The following is an 18498-nucleotide window of genomic DNA, read 5'->3' on the forward strand; positions in this document are numbered from 1 at the left end:
CGATATTCAATGAAGTCTCTCCAGCCAGCGATGCAAGGCATCCAGCGCCTCGGGCTCATCCAGAAACGGCACATGGCCGCGTCCCGGCACATCGACGCGGATCATATCCGCGCGACGTTCCTCCATCTTGTCTGCCGTGGCTGCGGTCAGCAGGTCCGAGTTTGCCCCGCGGATCAACGCGAGCGGTAGACCGTGAAGCGCATCAAAGAGCGGCCACAGGTCCGGCGCCGGTTGTGCACCCGCTTCCAGCACCGCATCGCGCAGCTTGGGATCATAGCGCAGGACCAGCCCATCCGGCGTCTCCTCGTAATGCGCCTTTACCTCGGCCAGCCAGCGCGACAGTGGCACGTTCTTGAAATGAACCCAATTGCGCGCCCGAAATTCGGCCGCTTCGGCATAAGTTTTCTGCGCTGGTGGGCGACCGATGTAATTCTTGATGATCTCGAGACCTACCGGCGAAATTTCGGGGCCAATATCGTTCAGGGCGACCCCGATCAGGCGGTCCTTGGCCGTGGCCGCGAGCATCATCGCGATCAGGCCCCCGCGCGAGGTTCCAAGGATCGCGGCTTTGTCCAACCCCAGATAGTCCATCAGCGCCAGAACATCCTCCGTTTCCTGCGGGATGGTGTAGGTGGTGTAATCCGCCCAGTCGGATTTGCCCCGACCACGATAGTCAGGCCGGATCAGGCGGACCGGCAAATGCGGGGCGACGTGATCGAAATCGGCTGCATTGCGGGTCAGCCCGGCCAGTGCGATCACGGGCAGACCTTCCCCCTCATCCAGATAGTGCAGCGGCACACCATCGTTGCTTTGAAAATAGGGCATCAGACAAGCTCCGGTATCTTGGTCAGGTCAGACAAGACATGTGTGGGTGAGGCATAAAGCCGGTCCATGGGTTCGCCCGCCCGGTTCACCCAGACCGTCTGAAAGCCATAACCGGCGGCGCCCGCCGCGTCCCATCCGTTCGATGACACGAACAAAACCTCCGACCGGGTACAACTGAAATGATCGCCGACCAGATCATAGACCTTGTCATGCGGTTTGAAGACGCCAACGGACTGCACCGACAGCACGGCATCCAGCACTTCGCCAATCCCGGCAGATGACACGGCACCCTCCAGCATATCAGGTGAGCCATTCGACAGGATCGCGGTCGTCAAGCCTCGATCCTTTAATGTCTGCAACATCGCGGGCACTTCGCGGTAGGCGGCCAGTTCCCAATACAGTTCCAGCAACCGGGCGCGGGTGGCATCATCGGCCAATCCATTTGCCTCCATCGCCCAGTCCAGACCGTCCTGCGTGACCTGCCAGAAATCGCAATGCTGACCGGCGACGGCACGCAACCAGGTGTATTGTAGCTGCTTCAGCCGCCAATCACGGGCCAGCGCGGGCCAGACGGCGGCCAAGGCCTGATGTGCCGGTTCCTCAGCCGCCTGTGCAGCCGCCGCGTTCACGTCAAACAACGTGCCATAGGCATCAAAAACACATGTGGTGATCGGCATTTACCCCTCCTGCTTGATGGGCATCGTGTCACGGCAACAGGTCGGGGAAAAGGGGGCAAAGCCGTTTGCAATGAAAGGACAGGGCGCGTAGCGTGCGGCGCAACCAGAGTTTGCATGAAAAGAGCATATCGATGAGCCAGGCCAAAGCAGGCGATACCGTCCGGATCAACTACACAGGCACGCTGAAAAACGGGGAAACCTTTGACAGCTCCGACGGGCGCGATCCGCTCGAATTCGTGGTCGGCTCCGGCCAGATCATCCCCGGCCTCGATGCGGCCATCCCCGGCATGGCGGTGGGCGACAAGAAAACCGTCGAGGTGCCCTGCGATCAGGCCTATGGGGCCAGCAACCCCGCCGCACGGCAGGCCGTGCCCCGTTCCGAAATCCCCGAAAACATCCCGCTTGACCCCGGCACGCAACTGCAGATGCAAACCCCGCAAGGGCAGGTGGTGCAGGTGACCGTGGCCGAAGTGACCGAGGAAGAAGTGACGCTTGACGCCAACCACCCGCTGGCGGGCAAGGACCTGATCTTTGCCATCGAAATCATGGGGATCGACGCGGCTTAGAACTTGTCGTTAGCGAGTGTTCGGACCAGGTTGGGTCGACGGCAAAGGAAAGACGCCCTTGAAGAAGACGATTATCGGCCTCGTGGCCGGGCTCGCCGTGGCAGGGGCCGCGACCTGGGCCTCACTGCAATTCACATCTCCACCCAGTCAGGTCGATGCGTATAACGCCGAAGAAGCGTTTTACGCAGATCTCGAACCGCTGCATGACCGCATGCGCGCCGTGGAAAACCAAGATGTGAAAGAGCATTTGTTTGCCGCCAACTTCGCCTATGTCACCACCCGCAAGCTTCTGCTGGATCGGGCCTATCCGCCCGTTGGGGTCAGCTACGATCCCCACGATATGGCGACCATCGGTCATTACGCCGACCCGAACAGTTTTGCCGAAAACTATATCGATAGTCTGCGGGCCATTTGGGAAGACAGCCTTGATCCCAAAGAGATCAATCTCAAAAAACCTTTACGCTACCGTTTCGGTGATGTCGTGCGTTGGGAATCCGTCGAATTGTCCGACGGCCGGACGCTGACTGTGCAGCCGCAGAATGCACCTCATGAAAATGTGTTGATGGCACGGGCCAATCAATATGATGGCGTCGATATTCTCGGACGGGATAAGGCTGGCAGCGCCATTCCCCTCAGGGCCAATTTGCAGGTAGCGCTAAAGGTGCCATCTGATCTGCGGGTGTTGTCATTTCCTGCACCACGCATCGGTGCGACCCAGACCTATGATGACTACCGTGTCACGATTACAGATATCACGCCCCAATATGCCGAAGTAACGGTCAACCGCACCGATGGCGGCCAGGTCAAAGGCGGGATGCTGACCGTGGATCTGGGCGCGCGCGATGGTAACGGCCATCCGATTGTAACTATCAAACAAACAAGCAATGATGTTGCTGATATCGACGCATTTCGCACAGCGATCGAGGATATCATCGCGTTGGACGATACCCCCGATGCCGCGCAGCAGGCCGAGCGTCTGCTGGATGGCGGGCCGGCGTTGATCACCCGTTCCAGCTTTCAGGGCCAGATTGGCACGCTTGATGTCTACCTTGCCGATTTTCGGCTGGCACGGACGCTGACACGCGATCTGGTTCTGCCGGTCTTTGTACCGAATGCCGAAATTGCCGATCTGCCCGATCTCTCACAACCGTCCGAGATCATTGATCAACAGCTGATGTATCTAGCCGACAACACGCCGGATCTCTGGGATGCGGGCGAGGTCCAGAATGTCTTGTCCGTCTGGCAGGACAGGGATGCGGTCAGATACATCCTGCCACCTCGTGTCAGCGATGTATTTATGGGTGAATTTGGCCGGATGGAGCGATCCGGCGACATGGATTTTGGCCGGGCCAATCGCGATATCGCGCATGATGATTGGCAAATATACGAGGTGGGATCGACGTCGATCCGCTTCGAACCGGATGCTTTCCCTCAACCGCCCGAACGGGTCACGGGCAAGGTTGCTGTGAACATTCTGACAGCGCTGTCGCGCGAAACCTTCACGCTGGATCAACTGCCTGCCGGGATATCAGTGACCGGCAACCGGGTGACCGTCGATGGCGCCCTGCTTCGAAGCCTCGTTGGCGACCAAGACTGGGCACGTATATCGCGGCGCGATCAGGATAGCACAATCGTAGTCTTTGCGCTTAACGCTGAAGGGCTGCCGCTGCAACGGTTCCACGTTGCAGGGCGGACAAACGGTGGTTCGGATCAGGTCAGCTATTACTACCACGGCAACCCATCCTCCGTTCTGGTGCTCCGGCGTGGACCGATCGAACAGGTGAATGTGCGTATCAACCATCCGCTCGATGTCGCGGCTTTCGATCTGGAATACTAACGGCGGCTTAACACTCGCACCGCGCGGGGCGTTAATCCGGCCAAATGCACGCCAGGGGTCCGACGCAAGTCCGACGTTTTGCCGACGCGATGCCGACAGGCCATTTCCACGAAAACCCCTGCATTAATGGCGCGCGCGCTGATTCGGATCAAAGGGGTGTTGCGCACCCCTCAAAAGACCACCGAACGTTGCGTGGTCTCAGACCAGATGATCGGGCTGTGGCATCCCCAGAACGTGGAAACCACCATCTACGCGAATGATCTCGCCCGTGGTGCAGGCGCCCGCATCCGAGGCCAGATAAACAGCCGTACCACCCACCGCCTCAAGCGTGGCATTGGCGCGCAGCGGCGTGTTTTGTTCGGTATGCTTATAGGTCCGGCGCGCCCCGCCAATCGCTGCCCCAGCAAGGGTTTTCATCGGTCCGGGGCTGATCGCATTGACCCGAATGCCCTGCGGGCCAAGGTCGTTAGCCAGATAGCGCGTTGCACTTTCCAGCGCGGCCTTGGCGACCCCCATGACGTTATAAAACGGGGTGACGCGGTTCGATCCCTGATAGGTCAGTGTCAGCAGCGTGCCGCCATCCGGCATCAGTTCCGACGCCCGCTTGGCCACATCGATGAACGAATAGCAAGAGATCGCAAGAGAGGTCTTGAAGTTGTCGCGCGTTGTGTTGATGAAACGGCCCGTCAGCTCATTTTTATCCGAAAAAGCAATGGCATGGACCACAAAATCCAGCCTGCCCCAGCGCTCTTTGAGCAGCCCAAATGCCGCATCCATGCTGGCATCATCCGTCACGTCCACATCAACCATGATGTCCGATCCGACGCTTTCCGCCAGTGGTTCCAGACGCTTGCCAAATGCTTCGCCCTGATACGAAAACGCCAGTTCTGCCCCGGCCTCGTGCATCGCTTTGGCGATGCCCCATGCGATGGATCGTTCATTGGCCACGCCCATAATCAGGCCGCGTTTTCCCTGCATCGAAATGGTCATTGGTCTATCCTTGGAATTTGGAAAGCAGCATGGACCCGTTGGTGCCGCCAAACCCGAAAGAATTGGTCATCACCGTATCAAGTCCTGCATTTTCAACGAGTTGCGTCGCGATCTCAGCTGGATCAAGCGCGGGATCGAGCGTTTCGACATTGATGGATGGTGCGATGAAATCATCCTGCAACATCAGCAGGCAATAGATTGCCTCCTGCGCGCCGGTGGCCCCTTGGCTGTGTCCGGTCATCGACTTGGTCGAACTGATCGGCGGTGTCGCACCCTGGCCAAAGACCCGGCGCACGGCCTCAACCTCGCCCACGTCACCGACGGGGGTCGAGGTGCCGTGTGCATTGATGTAACTGACTTTTCTGCCCTCGGGGATGGTTTCCAGCGCCAGCCGCATGGCCCGTTCGCCGCCCTCGCCGGACGGGGCAACCATATCGTGCCCGTCCGATGTGGCGGCAAACCCTGTCACCTCGGCATAAATCTTGGCGCCGCGCGCCTGCGCGTGCTCCAGGCTTTCCAGCACGACAATCCCGCCGCCGCCAGCGATGACAAAACCGTCGCGGTTGGCGTCGAATGCGCGCGATGCCTTTTCCGGCGTGTCGTTATACTTCGACGACATCGCGCCCATCGCATCGAACAGGCAGGACAGGGTCCAGTCCAGCTCTTCGCCGCCGCCTGCGAACATCACATCCTGCTTGCCCATCATGATTTGTTCGGCGGCATTGCCGATGCAGTGCAGGCTGGTTGAGCAGGCGGAGGTGATCGAATAGTTGATCCCCTTGATTTTAAAGGCCGTTGAAAGGTTCGCCGAGATCGTGGAGGACATGCATTTTGGCACGGCAAATGGCCCGATTCGCTTGGTCGCGCCGGTGGTTTTGACAACCTCATGCGCGGTCAGCATGGCCGACGTGGACGGGCCGCCGGAGCCGGCCACCAGACCGGTGCGAGGGTTCGAGATCACATCCTCGCCCAGCCCGGCATCAGCAATCGCCTGCTGCATTGCAATATGCGCATAGGCGGCCCCCGGACCCATGAAGCGCAATGTCCGCTTGTCCACATGCTCGGTCACATCGATCTTGAGCGTGCCCGCAACTTGACTACGGAACCCGTGTTCGGCCATCTCGGCGCTCGCTTCGATCCCCGATTTGCCGGCTTTCAGCGCAGCAGTGGCCTCAGCTGCATTATTCCCAATGGGCGAGACGATACCCAATCCAGTAATGACGACACGGCGCATGGCGGATCCCTCAACACTTTTTTTGTTGTGTAGGGTAGCAAGGGCGAGGGGGCAAGTGCGGTGGGGCTAGCAACTTGGTGATTGCGCGCAAGTGCCTAGTCCACTCCACAGTAGGGGTGTTCCGTTGCCACTTGGTTCGAATTCGAACAGGCCCGCTGCCTGCAATCTCAATTGCCAAAAGAAAACGGCGTCTCGACCCCAGTGTTGGATACCTTGTCCCCACGCTCGTTCGGCTTGTTCTGCCTGACCAGTTTGCTGATAGGCGTTGCCCAGCATCAGGTAGGCGCGTGATACAACCAGTTTGGCATCATCGGGTTTTTCGCGCGCATATCTTATGTAACGTTCGGCCCTAGACTCTACCGTAGCGAAGAATGGCGCAGCTGCTGCGATAACACCATCGTATTCGCCCATCAGATCGTAGATTTTGATGCGGGTGAACAAGGCTTCGAAGTGGTACGGTTCGATCGCCACGATTTGGTTCATGTCATCAAGGGCGCGCTCTGTATCGCCCAAAGACAAGAATCGTAATCCTCGGGCCAGACCCAGTCTTATACTTGGGATTTCACGGCCTCCCACCCCGGCGAAGACAGACGCCTTTTCACGGCTGTCGGCCAGTTCCTCGCGTAGTACCACCGCCCGTTCGGTGGCAAGTTCGTTGTTAGGTGCAATGGCAAGTGCCGCTTCATATCTCTCGAGTGCCAGCGCATCCAGCATAAGCCGCTCTGACACAAGGCCTGATAACGCCAAGGCTTCAGCATTCTCAGGTTCTGCCTTCAACACAAAGTCCAAGTCAACTTTCGCTTCGTCGAGTTTATCGAGAAAACGCGCATGAACCAGCGCGCGCTTGTAACGCGCCTCCAAATCATTGGTATCGCTTATGATCAAATCCGAAAGCGTGTTCCGCGCTCGGCTGTAACCTTGACCCGCGATCGCGACATCAACCATTTGCAGTCTGACTTGACGTTCATCTGTGAGCCGGGCTGCGTAATACAGGTCGTCGTATGCGTCCGCAATTTGACCCTCAGCGCGATAAAGTTCGGCCCGACGCACGAGTGCCGCTGCGCGAGCAGAGTCGGATTTGTTGTCGGCGCCAAGTATGAGCGTGCAATCAGCAATTGCCTCATCAGTGGCGGCACCGTCACTATAGCAAGGTGACGCAAGAAAGCTTTTACCGATCGGCGAAAAATATAGTGTAATCAGCGCGATTCCGATGAACAGCACCCAGACGGGTATCAGAAGAGTTCTCAAATTTTGTTTCCCAAGTATCTTGTTAGTTGGCCGCCAATCGCAAAGATTATGCGTAACAATGACGACCTTGGGTAGAAGAATTGAATTACTCACCGGCTAGGGGTCAGCCGTCTCAACTCTCGGATAAAGCCACTTTCATGTCCTTGACCTGATAGATCACCTCGCCATCCGCCTCAACGATGCCGTCAGCCACGCCCATCGTCAGGCGGCGGGTCTGGATCGCTTTGGTGAAATCGATCTTGTATGTCAGCATCTTACGATCCGGGCGGACCATGCCGGTCAGCTTGACCTCGCCCACGCCGAGTGCATAGCCGCGCCCCTGCCAGCCGCGCCAGCCCAGGTTGAAACCGGTCAACTGCCACAGCCCGTCAAGACCAAGACAGCCGGGCATGATCGGATTGCCGGGAAAGTGGCAGTCAAAGAACCAAAGGTCTGGCGTGATGTCGAATTCGGCCAGCACATGGCCCTTGCCATGCGCGCCGCCATCGCCGGAAATGTCGGTGATCCGGTCCATCATCAGCATGGGCGGTGCGGGCAATTGGGCGTTGCCGGGGCCGAAAAGTTCACCCCGCGCACATTTGAGCAGGTCCTCTTTGTCAAAGCTGCTGGGGTATTCCGCCATCTTACGGGTCTCATTCTTGGCTGCTACGGTCGCCGACCTCTAGCATTGCGGGGTTTATGAGGGCAAGTCTGCGCCGTATTTGAAGAATTGAGAACGATTTGCAATTGATCCGGGGCACATTTCCCCCATATTAAGGGATAGGCAGCATTTGGGCGACCATGACAGAGATTGAAACACAGCGCAGCGCAGACTGGTTGGCAGGGGCCGGGCTTCGACCGACCCGACAACGCATGACGCTTGCAGGCCTTTTGATCGGTGATGGACAAGATCGCCATGTCACAGCCGAAAGCCTGTTTGATGCAGCGTCCCATGCGGGCGAGAAAGTATCGCTTGCGACGGTCTACAATACGCTGCGGGCCTTCTGCGATGCAGGGTTGGTGCGCGAGATTACTGTGGACGGCTCGAAAAGTTATTTCGACACCAACATGACCGACCACCCGCATTTTTATTGGGAAGACGATGCCAGCCTGACTGACGCACCTGCCGATCAGCTTGAGATCACGCGCGTCCCGCAAGCGCCGAACGGGGCCGAGATTGCATCGGTCGATGTTGTGATCCGCCTGCGACGCAAATAGGTCACGCCCCGATCCGGGTCAGGATTTACAGACCTTGAATCATTGGATTTTTCGCCCCATCGTTTCGCGCAACGGGCACTGGGGCTGACCAATGGTTGAACAAAAACGCGATGAAATGGTTCTATCGTTCTACCGGGTGCGCACGGCACTTGGATTGCTGGGCATTTTCCTGCCGGTTGTGCTGATTGTTGGCGGGCTAATTTATGACCGCAGTATCGAGCCATCCATCAGCGACTTCTATCATACCGTCTATCGCGACATCTTTGTGGGCACCTTGTGTGCCATCGGTGTCTTCCTGATCTCCTATCGGGGGTATCAGCTGCAGGATGGTGAATTATTCGATGACAACTGGGTGGCCACCGTGGCGGGCCTTTCTGCCTTTGGTGTGGCGCTTTTCCCGAACGAGGGGCCGGAAGAGAAGCTGGTGATCCTGCGCGAGGCGGGGGTGATGCTCGGTACGCATCCGATGTTGCACTATCTGTCTGCGTTGGTGTTTTTCAGCTGTCTTGCCCATTTTTGCTATAAATTCGCGCGCACGGCCAAGAAACGACGGCGTCCGATTTACCTGGCCTGCGGCTGGGTGATTATCGTGATGTTGGTGGCGATTGCAGCGGCGTCGGCGATCAAGATTTATGGCAGCGGGGCAGCACAGCAATTGGTTGTGGATACCAAGGCGGTCCTGGTGTTCGAGGCGATCGGCATCTGGGCTTTTGGCGTGTCCTGGCTGGTGAAGGGCAGGGCCGATATTGCCCTGGCCAATCTCACTGGCGCGCAGGCGCTGGCGATTGACGATGCGGAGTTGCCCAAAGCGTAGCGAAGGATGGGTTGAAACCCATCTTACGATGTGGCGTCTGTTTACGTCCCATTAACCCTGACCGCGCAGATTTACCGGATGACCCATTACAGACGGCGATATGTCCCCGGTGGCACCTATTTCTTTACCGTTCGGTTGCAGGACCAGAATTCTGATCTGCTGACCGCACGTATTGATCTTTTGCGCAATGCCACGCGGCTTTGCATGAAACGCTGGCCGTTCGAGATTGCGGGCGCTGTTATCCTGCCAAGCAAGCTGCACATGATCTGGACATTGCCGCCCGATGATGCAGCATTTTCCAAGCGTTGGCGGCTGATCAAATCCACATTTTCCCGGCATGTCCCGGCCCCTGACCATGTCGCACCCAGCCATTCAAAACGAGGGGAAAAGGGGATATGGCAGCGCCGGTTCTGGGAGCATGTCATCCGCGATGAGCAGGATTTCGACCTGCATATGCATGTGATTGCATCTGCGCCGGTCCATGCCGGTCTGGTCAAGCGCCCCGGTGAATGGCCCTATTCATCGTTGCAACACCGTAAGATGGGTCTTGACCCATCACCCCTCAAAACCATTGGCCCGGTTCCATTAGTCCGAGGTCAAAAAGCTGCTGCGATTGCCAGTTGAACCGGACCGAATTCTGCCAGTGAAAGCTTTCGATCTGATACCGGCTGCCCGGATTGCGTTTCAGCGCCTTGGCTGTGCGGAATGAACATACTGCAGCCGTCAGGTTGTTATGCCATGGACAGGCAAAGGTGTTGTATTCCGGCACATTAAACAGCCGGTCCGGCAGCATTTTTAACCCTGGCACCGCCCGAAAAAGCGAGACTCTGTCGATGCGGCGGCGGTGGTAGGGGACGTGTTCCTCGAACCGCCAGCGCAGGCCACCGTAGAAATCCATCTGCCGTTCCAGTACCGCACCAGTTTCATTGGTCCGGGCCAATGCGTAATAGCCTGACCGGTCCAGAAACGCATCGTCACGCGCCACTGCCAGCGGAGCATTTCGCAGGTCGCCTGCATAAAGATCGACCACATAGGTCAGGATGCTATCGCGCCGTTCCTCCATCGCGAAGGTTGTCATCTCGCCCACCCTGCGATGTTCGCAAAACGGATAGAAAAGATATTCCGCGTTGTAGCAGTAATGTAGCCAGATATCGGGCACAGCTGCCATAACGGCGTTCACGATCTCAGGCAAAGCCGCATCCGTGAGGACGGGATGGTCAACCCGGTCAATGTCCTCTGGCAAAGCCATGTCAGACGGCGCAAAGGTGATGACCCGCGCAAAGCCCGCCTTTTGCAGATGGGTGATCGTGCTCTGGACCTCTATATCGTCCTCGACCAAAACCAGCGCAATTGGCCCGGCGGGCGGGCTACGCTTAAGGTCGTTGATCAGAGCGGGCAGGTTGAGATAATGCATCGGGTCCGGGTTATCAGGGGTGGGCGCAAATTCGGTTAATTTGCCTTGCATTGCAAGCATCCCCCCAAGCGGCTAGAAGGCCTGCAATTCACCCCGATAATGAGCCCGCACATGTCCGCGCCGAAAAAGCTGTATATCAAGACCTATGGTTGTCAGATGAATGTTTATGACAGCGAACGCATGGCCGAGGCGTTGGGTGGCAAGGGATATGTGGAAACGCAAAGCCCCGATGATGCGGATATGATCCTGCTGAATACCTGCCATATCCGCGAAAAGGCGGCAGAAAAGGTCTATTCCGAACTGGGACGCTTCAAGGATCTGAAGGCGGAAAAGCCCGATCTGAAAATCGGCGTGGCGGGCTGTGTCGCACAGGCCGAAGGCGAAGAGATCATGCGCCGTCAGCCGCTTGTCGATCTGGTGGTGGGGCCGCAAAGCTATCACCGCTTGCCAGCGATGGATGATGCGATCCAGACAGGCGCCAAGGCGCTCGACACCGATTTCCCAGAAGATGACAAGTTTGACACGCTGAAGGCGCGCAGCAAGGCCAAGCGTGGCCCAACGGCATTTTTGACCGTACAGGAAGGCTGCGACAAATTCTGCGCCTTTTGCGTGGTCCCCTACACCCGCGGAGCAGAGGTATCGCGCCCGGCTGATCGCATCCTGCGCGAGGCGCAGGAACTGGTCGATGCGGGCGTGCGCGAGATTACCTTGCTCGGCCAGAATGTGAATGCTTATCACGGCCACGATCAGGGGCTTGCCGGGTTGATCTGGCAGTTGGACAAGATCGACGGACTGGAACGCATCCGCTTTACCACCAGCCATCCCAACGACATGGATGATGCGCTGATTGACGCACATGGGACCTGCGGCAAGCTGATGCCTTATCTGCATCTGCCGGTGCAGTCTGGCTCTGATCGGATTCTGAAGGCTATGAACCGCAAGCATACCGCCGACAGCTATATCCGGCTGATTGAACGCATCCGCGCCGCTCGCCCCGATATTCTGCTGTCGGGAGATTTTATCGTTGGTTTCCCCGGTGAAACTGATGATGACTTCGAAGACACCATGCAACTGGTGCGTGACGTGCATTATGGACAGGCCTATTCGTTCAAATACTCCACCCGCCCGGGCACCCCGGCTGCTGAAAAGCCGCAACTGCCCGAGGATGTGATGAATGACCGCCTGCAGCGGTTGCAGGCGCTTTTGCGTGAGCAGCAACGGGCGACGCAGGCCGCAATGGTCGGGCAGGAGGTTAAGGTGCTGTTTGAAAAGGCGGGGCGTGAGGCCGGTCAGATGATTGGCAAATCCGAATACCTGCATGCTGTCTATGCTGATGCTCCGGCAGAGGTATTAGGACAGGTTCGCGCCGTACAAGTGGTCGAAGACAGCCCCAATTCTTTGAAAGGACGGCTGATCACCTGACATTATCCGAAGGTGCCAAATTCCTTCGAAGGAATTTGTTCAGACTTTTCGAAAAGTCTGATGCGAAAAATTTCTGGGCATTCAGAGTTTTTCATCTCAAACGCGTGACATTTCCATACCAACGCTTGCGTCGTCCGGCTGGTCTTGCCACGATACCTAGCATAGAGACTCAAAGGAGAGCTGTTTGGCCACTGGTGCCCTGACCCCACCCGCTGAAGATGTCACAGAATCCCTGTTGGAATTTCCCGACAATTTCCTGCTGATCGACCTGTGCGGCGAATATGACCGCAACCTTACCACCATCGAAGACAAGCTAAGCGTGCAGATCCTGCGGCGCGGCAATCAGCTTGCCGTTATTGGCGAGGATGGACCGCGTCAGGACGCAGTGGAGGTGCTGAAATCGCTTTATTCCCGGCTAGAGGCCGGACGGTCGCTGGAACCCGGTGATATTGATCGCGAATTGCGCATGGGGCCGGAAACGGTGCGAGGGCCCGCGCGCGATGGTGATCAGATTGAGTTGTTCAAGGGCGATGCGTCCATTGCGCGGGTCGAAATCAAGACCCGCAAGAAGCTGATTGAACCGCGCACCGATGCACAAAAGGCTTATGTGAAGTCGCTGTTTGACAATGAACTGGCTTTTGGCATTGGCCCTGCGGGGACGGGCAAGACCTATCTGGCGGTGGCTGTGGGTGTGAACATGCTGATCAGCGGCCATGTGGACAAGATCATTCTGTCCCGTCCAGCGGTCGAGGCGGGCGAGAAGCTGGGTTATCTGCCCGGTGACATGAAGGACAAGGTCGATCCTTACATGCAGCCTCTTTATGACGCGCTGAACGATTTTCTGCCGGGCAAGCAGGCCGCCAAGATGATGGAGGAGAAGGTGATCGAGATTGCGCCATTGGCCTTCATGCGGGGTCGCACGTTGTCGAACGCCTTTGTTGTGCTGGATGAGGCGCAGAATGCGACCACCATGCAGATGAAGATGTTTTTGACTCGTCTGGGTGAAGGCAGCCGCATGGTGATCACAGGCGACCGCACCCAGATTGATTTGCCGCGGGGCGTGAATTCGGGGCTGTGGGATGCGGAGCGGTTGCTGAAAAATATCCCCAAGATCAGCTTTAACTACTTCACATCAAAGGATGTGGTCCGTCATCCGTTGGTGGCAGCGATTATCGAAGCCTATGAGAAAGATGAGACGGCTTGAACAAGCTGGCCCCGTATGACGGTTGATTGCGTTGTTGAGGATATGCGCTGGGGCGATATTGATGCTTTGGCACGTATGGCAACGGATGCCACGCTGACCCGTCTGGGGCTGGAGCCATCGGTTTTCGAAATCAGTATTCTCGCCTGCGATGATGCGCGCATCGCCGCGCTGAATGCGGATTTTCGCGGAAAACAGAAAGCCACAAACGTGTTGAGTTGGCCGTCTGATGAACGGGCGGCAGCTGTCGATGGCGAAATGCCGCTTGCCCCGCAGCCTGGGCAGGATGATGAGCTTGGTGACATTGCCATCGCCTATGACACTTGCGCGCGCGAGGCTGCTGTTGCTGGCAAATCATTGCAGGACCACACAATTCATTTACTTGTGCATGGCACGCTTCATTTGCTGGGTTTTGACCACGAGCGTGACCGCGACGCCACCTTGATGGAAGGGTTGGAAACAGAGATACTTGGCAAATTGGGTATTTCTGACCCATATAGTGAATAGTCGGGCGATTTTGCCCGCATGAGATAGGATGAAATGGGCGATACCGGCGACGGTCCATCTATGGCAGCGCAAAGCGCGCCTCCGGACCAGAATGATCAGAAACAGGGCATTTTTGCCCGATTGCGTAACGCGTTATTGCCCGAAGCCAGCCCGGCAACACCCGAGGACACGCCGAGCCAGACCGTAAAACCGGCAGGCAGCATGCTTGGCATGCTCAACCTGCGCCGGATGCGCGTCGAAGATGTGGCGATTCCCAAGACGGATATCGTGGCGGTGCCGGTCACCGCCACCAAGGACGAACTGGTCAAGGTGTTTCGCGACAGCGGACTTACCCGGTTGCCGGTCTATGACGGCACGCTGGACACCCCCATTGGCATCGCCAACCTCAAGGATTTTGCCCTGCGCCATGGGTTCAATGGCGACAGCAAGGACATGGATCTGGCCGACATGCTGCGCCCGCTATTGTTTGTGCCGCCGTCGATGCCGCTGGGTGTGCTGCTGCAGAAAATGCAGGCTGAGCGTATTCATATGGCTCTTGTCATCGACGAATATGGCGGCACTGACGGGCTGGTCACCATCGAAGACCTGATCGAACAGGTCGTGGGCGAGATTGAAGATGAACATGACATCGAAGAGGCTAAAAGCTGGGTGATGGAAAAACCGGGCGTCTACATGGTGCAGGCCCGGACCGAGCTGGAAGATTTCGAGGCCGAGATCGGGATGCAACTGACCGCCCATGAGGAGATCGACGAGGAAGAGATCGACACGCTGGGTGGTTTGGCGACCATGCTGGCCGGACATCTGCCGGCCCGGGGCGAGGTGATCATGCATCCCGACGGCCCGGAATTCGAGGTTGTCGATGCCGATCCCCGCCGGATCAAGCGGCTGCGGGTCCGTTTGCCCGGCGCCAAACATGCCTGATTTGCCTGCGCGCTTTGGCGCGATGTCGGCACGGATGCGGTTGGCGCTGTTGGGTGCATTTGGTGTGCTGGCCGGTTTGGGGCAAGCCCCACTTGATATCTGGCCTGCGACGATCATTGGTATTGCGGCCTTGATGCTGGCCCATCAGGGGACGCAAACCACCCGCGCGGCGGCCCTGCAAGCTTGGGCTTTTGGCGCTGGCTATTTCGCGTTGTCATTGCGTTGGATCGTTGAGCCGTTTCTGGTCGATGTGGCGCGTCACGGCTGGATGGCCCCGTTTGCAGTGACGCTCATGGCGGCGGGGGCGGGTCTTTTCTGGGCGGTCGCAGCTTATGGTGCAGCTCGTCTGGCACCGCGGAGCGCGCTGATGCTTGCGCTGGGGCTGGTGTGGGCGGAAGCGACACGGTCCCTGATCCTGACCGGATTTCCCTGGGCGCTTTTGGGCCATATCTGGGTCCCGACGCCAATTGCGCAACTGGCAGCCTTTGGCGGACCACATCTTCTGACGATTGTGACCGTATTGACCGGATGGGGTGTTGCGCTGGTGGTGACGCGCCGTTGGAGTGGCGCGATTGTTCTTGCGACCGTCGTGGCGGAGGGGTTGTGGCTTCGCGCAGGCCCCGCTCCTGCGCCGGTCGCTGACGCGCCAATTGTGCGCCTCGCTCAACCCAATGCCCCACAGCATCTGAAATGGGATCCGGCATATCGGGATGTCTTCCTGCAGCGCCTTGTCAGCTTTACTGAATCGGGGGTCATCCCCGATCTGGTTGTCTGGCCCGAAACCTCTGTGCCGACGCTTTTGAACTTCATTGAGAATGATTTGAGCCTGTTGGCGGATGCTGCCCGCGGGGCACCGCTGGTTTTTGGTATCCAGCGGCGGGATACGGAAGGACGTTTCTACAATAGTCTGATCGCATTGAACCCTGAGGGAGAGATTGCCCAGATCTATGACAAGAGGCATCTGGTCCCGTTCGGAGAGTATATGCCCGGTGGGGCGCTTGCGCGGTCGATGGGGCTGACTGGCTTGGCCGACACGATGGGCAGCGGCTTTGCTCCTGGTCGGGATGCTGGGTTGGTCGATTTGCCAGGCATTGGCGGCGCTGTGCCGCTGATCTGTTATGAAGGCATCTTCGCTGAGGAGATTTATCGCGGTCCCGACCGGCCGCGTCTTTTGTTGCTGATCACCAATGACGCATGGTTCGGGCAGGCAGCGGGACCTTATCAGCATCTTGCACAGGCGCGTCTGCGCGCGATTGAGCAGGGATTGCCAATGGTGCGGGTGGCCAACACCGGGGTCAGCGCGATGATCGATGCGCGCGGCCGGATCATAGCCGAAATACCGCTAGGCATTGATGGCGTCATCGACTCGCCGCTACCGGCAGCTCTACCCGTAACGCCTTATGCGCGCTGGGGTGAATGGCCGTTCTTTCTGATGCTCATTTTCTTAACCTTGGGTCTCTATGTGGTGGTGCGTCGCAATAGCGATTGACGCGAGTTGCCTCACCCCATAGAGGGGAGGCTGGTTCTGTCACAACGGCTTCCTGGCGTGACAGGGAAATTCAATGGAGCACTTCCCCATGGCACGAAATGACTACATTTTCACTTCGGAATCCGTTTCCGAAGGACACCCTGACAAGGTCTGTGACCGTATTTCTGATGCGGTGCTTGACGCGCTTTTGTCCGAAGAACCCGAAGCGCGGGTCGCCTGCGAGACCTTTGCAACCACGAACCGGGTTGTCATCGGGGGGGAAGTTGGCCTGGCGGATCAGGCCAAGCTGAAGGATTACATGGGCCGGATCGACGAGATCGCCCGCGCCTGCATCAAGGATATCGGCTACGAGCAGGACAAATTCCACCACGCGACCTGCGAGATCACCAATCTGCTGCACGAACAATCCGCCCATATTGCCCAAGGTGTTGACGCCACCGCCGACAAGGACGAGGGGGCAGGCGACCAGGGCATCATGTTCGGGTATGCGACCACCGAAACCGATGCGTTGATGCCCGCGCCGATCCAGTATGCCCATGCGATCCTGCGCCGTCTGGCCGAAGTGCGCAAATCCGGCGAACAGCCCACGCTGCGCCCGGATGCCAAAAGCCAGATTTCCCTGCGCTATGCCGGTGGCAAACCGGTCGAGGTTACCTCCATTGTTCTGTCCACCCAGCACCGGGATGAGGACCAGACCAGCTCAGATATCCGCGCCATCGTCGAACCTTATATTCGGGAGGTCCTGCCAGAAGGCCTGATCACCGCAAACACCGAATGGTGGGTGAACCCGACCGGCAAATTCGTGATTGGCGGCCCGGATGGTGACGCAGGCCTGACCGGGCGCAAGATCATTGTGGATACATATGGCGGCGCCGCCCCACATGGTGGCGGTGCGTTTTCCGGCAAGGACCCGACCAAGGTCGACCGCTCTGCGGCCTACGCCGCGCGTTACCTTGCCAAGAACGTGGTGGCCGCTGGCATGGCGGAACGGTGCACGATCCAGCTAAGCTATGCCATTGGCGTGGCCAAACCGCTTTCGATCTATGCTGACACCCATGGGACCGGCGATGTACGCCCTGCGGACATCGAAAAGGCCGTGGCACAGGTCATGGATTTGACGCCGCGCGGTATCCGCCAGCATCTGAGCCTGAACCGGCCCATCTATGAACGCACCGCAGCTTATGGGCATTTCGGTCGAGAGCCCAATGCGGATGGCGGCTTTAGCTGGGAACGGACCGATCTGGTTGACGCCTTGAAAAAGGCGATCTGAAGGGCGATGGGTTAAAACCCATCTTACGCCGCGGCAAACCCGGCGTTCCCACGGCGTAAGGTGGGTCTTGACCCACCCGCCGATTGCGCAGGCTGGCCGCGCTTGCTAAAGCCGCGACATGAGCAAAACCAGACATCCCTCCGGCGCGCCTTGGCGCAATTTCTATGGCCGCTTTCGCGGCAAGACAATGCGCGCTAGCCAGCAGGATTATTTGGAAAATGATCTGGCCCCCTTGTCCCCCGGCCCGGTCAGTTGGGAGGAGAACCCGGACCGTAACCCGCTCGACCTGAACGCGCTGTTCGGCGGTAAGGATATCTGGCTCGAGATAGGATTTGGCGGGGGCGAGCATCTGGTCCATATGGCGGACCGCAACCGCGATATCGGGCTGATCGGTTGCGAGCCCTATATCAACGGGGTTGCCATGTTGCTGGGAAAGGTGCGCAAGGCGGACGTGACCAATCTGGCGATCCATCCCGGCGATGTGCGTGATCTGTTTGATGTGCTGCCGGACCAGTCGGTCAGCAAAGTCTTTCTGAACTACCCTGACCCATGGCCGAAAAAGCGCCATCACCGCCGCCGCTTTGTGACGCCCGAACATCTGGAACCGCTGGCCCGCGTTATGAAGCCGGGGGCCGTGTTTCGGGTAGCGACAGATATTCCTGATTATGTCCGTCAAACCCTGGAAGAAGTGTCGAAGCAGGGGTTCACCTGGCTGGCAGAGCGGCCTGCCGATTGGCGCGAACCGTGGGATGACTGGCTGTCGACCCGGTATGAGCAAAAGGCGCTGCGCGAGGGCCGCACACCGCATTACCTGACCTTCCGTAGACGCTGAGGCAAGAAGGGCGATGGACCCTGCCTGACGCCTCGGCTAAGACGCCCGGGAAGA

General features: G+C 58.2%; 19 protein-coding genes and 1 riboswitch. Of the genes, 12 read left to right on the plus strand and 7 right to left on the minus strand.

Translation table 11 applies throughout. The features are described 5' to 3' along the window. Nucleotides 1–6 precede the first annotated feature (6 nt). Both ACFWW4_RS06865 and ACFWW4_RS06870 read right to left on the minus strand, forming a co-directional pair. Complete coding sequence (locus ACFWW4_RS06865) at nucleotides 7–825, minus strand: alpha/beta fold hydrolase (protein ID WP_411890159.1); 819 nt, start codon at nucleotides 823–825, stop codon at nucleotides 7–9. Beyond that, nucleotides 825–1502 carry a haloacid dehalogenase type II gene (locus tag ACFWW4_RS06870; RefSeq protein WP_393930615.1) on the minus strand — a complete coding sequence of 226 codons (678 nt, stop codon included), beginning with the start codon at nucleotides 1500–1502 and terminating at the stop codon, nucleotides 825–827. The genes ACFWW4_RS06865 and ACFWW4_RS06870 overlap by 1 nt, the downstream gene beginning before the upstream one ends. 131 nt (nucleotides 1503–1633) lie before the next feature. Between ACFWW4_RS06870 and ACFWW4_RS06875 the strand changes: the two genes are divergently transcribed. After that, nucleotides 1634–2068: an FKBP-type peptidyl-prolyl cis-trans isomerase gene (locus tag ACFWW4_RS06875; protein ID WP_411890160.1), complete on the plus strand. Its 435-nt coding sequence runs from the start codon at nucleotides 1634–1636 to the stop codon at nucleotides 2066–2068. 58 nt (nucleotides 2069–2126) lie between these two features. After that, complete coding sequence (locus tag ACFWW4_RS06880) at nucleotides 2127–3905, plus strand: hypothetical protein (protein WP_411890161.1); 1779 nt, start codon at nucleotides 2127–2129, stop codon at nucleotides 3903–3905. Between the two features lie 198 nt (nucleotides 3906–4103). Here ACFWW4_RS06880 and ACFWW4_RS06885 read toward each other — a convergent pair whose 3' ends face one another. From ACFWW4_RS06885 to fabA, 4 genes are all read right to left on the minus strand, one after another. Further along, the gene (locus tag ACFWW4_RS06885) at nucleotides 4104–4895 is read right to left on the minus strand and encodes an enoyl-ACP reductase (protein ID WP_393930621.1); all 792 of its coding nucleotides are present in this window, start codon (nucleotides 4893–4895) and stop codon (nucleotides 4104–4106) included. 4 nt (nucleotides 4896–4899) lie between these two features. Further along, nucleotides 4900–6129: a beta-ketoacyl-ACP synthase I gene (gene fabB / locus ACFWW4_RS06890; RefSeq protein ID WP_411890162.1), complete on the minus strand. Its 1230-nt coding sequence runs from the start codon at nucleotides 6127–6129 to the stop codon at nucleotides 4900–4902. Nucleotides 6130–6195: 66 nt separating this feature from the next. Next, nucleotides 6196–7377 carry a tetratricopeptide repeat protein gene (locus tag ACFWW4_RS06895; protein ID WP_411890163.1) on the minus strand — a complete coding sequence of 394 codons (1182 nt, stop codon included), beginning with the start codon at nucleotides 7375–7377 and terminating at the stop codon, nucleotides 6196–6198. 112 nt (nucleotides 7378–7489) lie between these two features. Further along, complete coding sequence (fabA, locus tag ACFWW4_RS06900; protein ID WP_411890164.1) at nucleotides 7490–7999, minus strand: bifunctional 3-hydroxydecanoyl-ACP dehydratase/trans-2-decenoyl-ACP isomerase; 510 nt, start codon at nucleotides 7997–7999, stop codon at nucleotides 7490–7492. 158 nt (nucleotides 8000–8157) lie between these two features. Here fabA and irrA point away from each other — a divergent pair, with 158 nt between their 5' ends. The 3 genes from irrA (at nucleotide 8158) to ACFWW4_RS06915 (ending at nucleotide 10012) form a co-directional block, all read left to right on the plus strand. After that, nucleotides 8158–8574 carry an iron response transcriptional regulator IrrA gene (irrA, locus tag ACFWW4_RS06905; protein ID WP_411890165.1) on the plus strand — a complete coding sequence of 139 codons (417 nt, stop codon included), beginning with the start codon at nucleotides 8158–8160 and terminating at the stop codon, nucleotides 8572–8574. Nucleotides 8575–8665: 91 nt separating this feature from the next. Further along, on the plus strand, nucleotides 8666–9388 hold the full coding sequence (locus tag ACFWW4_RS06910; protein WP_393930629.1) for a hypothetical protein: 723 nt from the start codon (nucleotides 8666–8668) through the stop codon (nucleotides 9386–9388). Between the two features lie 78 nt (nucleotides 9389–9466). Beyond that, nucleotides 9467–10012 carry an REP-associated tyrosine transposase gene (locus ACFWW4_RS06915; protein ID WP_411890166.1) on the plus strand — a complete coding sequence of 182 codons (546 nt, stop codon included), beginning with the start codon at nucleotides 9467–9469 and terminating at the stop codon, nucleotides 10010–10012. Here the strand turns inward: ACFWW4_RS06915 and ACFWW4_RS06920 are convergent. Then, nucleotides 9951–10802, minus strand: coding sequence for a hypothetical protein (locus tag ACFWW4_RS06920; protein WP_411890296.1), 852 nt, complete (start codon nucleotides 10800–10802; stop codon nucleotides 9951–9953). The genes ACFWW4_RS06915 and ACFWW4_RS06920 overlap by 62 nt on opposite strands. 111 nt (nucleotides 10803–10913) lie before the next feature. Between ACFWW4_RS06920 and miaB the strand changes: the two genes are divergently transcribed. From miaB to trmB, 7 genes are all read left to right on the plus strand, one after another. After that, on the plus strand, nucleotides 10914–12224 hold the full coding sequence (gene miaB / locus ACFWW4_RS06925) for a tRNA (N6-isopentenyl adenosine(37)-C2)-methylthiotransferase MiaB (protein WP_411890167.1): 1311 nt from the start codon (nucleotides 10914–10916) through the stop codon (nucleotides 12222–12224). 184 nt (nucleotides 12225–12408) lie between these two features. Then, entirely contained in the window at nucleotides 12409–13428 is a 1020-nt protein-coding gene (locus tag ACFWW4_RS06930; RefSeq protein ID WP_411890168.1) for a PhoH family protein, read from the plus strand. A 15-nt stretch (nucleotides 13429–13443) separates the two neighbouring features. Beyond that, nucleotides 13444–13932 (plus strand): rRNA maturation RNase YbeY, encoded by a 489-nt coding sequence (ybeY, locus tag ACFWW4_RS06935; protein WP_411890169.1) that lies wholly within the window; start codon nucleotides 13444–13446, stop codon nucleotides 13930–13932. Between the two features lie 33 nt (nucleotides 13933–13965). Continuing rightward, complete coding sequence (locus ACFWW4_RS06940; protein WP_393930639.1) at nucleotides 13966–14853, plus strand: CBS domain-containing protein; 888 nt, start codon at nucleotides 13966–13968, stop codon at nucleotides 14851–14853. Beyond that, entirely contained in the window at nucleotides 14846–16342 is a 1497-nt protein-coding gene (lnt, locus tag ACFWW4_RS06945) for an apolipoprotein N-acyltransferase (protein ID WP_411890170.1), read from the plus strand. The genes ACFWW4_RS06940 and lnt overlap by 8 nt, the downstream gene beginning before the upstream one ends. Nucleotides 16343–16375: 33 nt before the next feature. Next, nucleotides 16376–16423: riboswitch (SAM-SAH riboswitch) on the plus strand. 7 nt (nucleotides 16424–16430) lie between these two features. After that, a complete protein-coding gene (gene metK / locus ACFWW4_RS06950; RefSeq protein ID WP_411890171.1) occupies nucleotides 16431–17612 on the plus strand; it encodes a methionine adenosyltransferase in 1182 nt (393 codons plus the stop codon). A 118-nt stretch (nucleotides 17613–17730) separates the two neighbouring features. Beyond that, nucleotides 17731–18444, plus strand: coding sequence for a tRNA (guanosine(46)-N7)-methyltransferase TrmB (gene trmB, locus ACFWW4_RS06955; protein ID WP_411890172.1), 714 nt, complete (start codon nucleotides 17731–17733; stop codon nucleotides 18442–18444). The last annotated feature ends 54 nt before the right edge of the window (nucleotides 18445–18498 follow it).

It is taken from the genome of Yoonia sp. SDW83-1 (genome assembly GCF_046762885.1).
Classification (GTDB): Bacteria; Pseudomonadota; Alphaproteobacteria; order Rhodobacterales; family Rhodobacteraceae; genus Yoonia.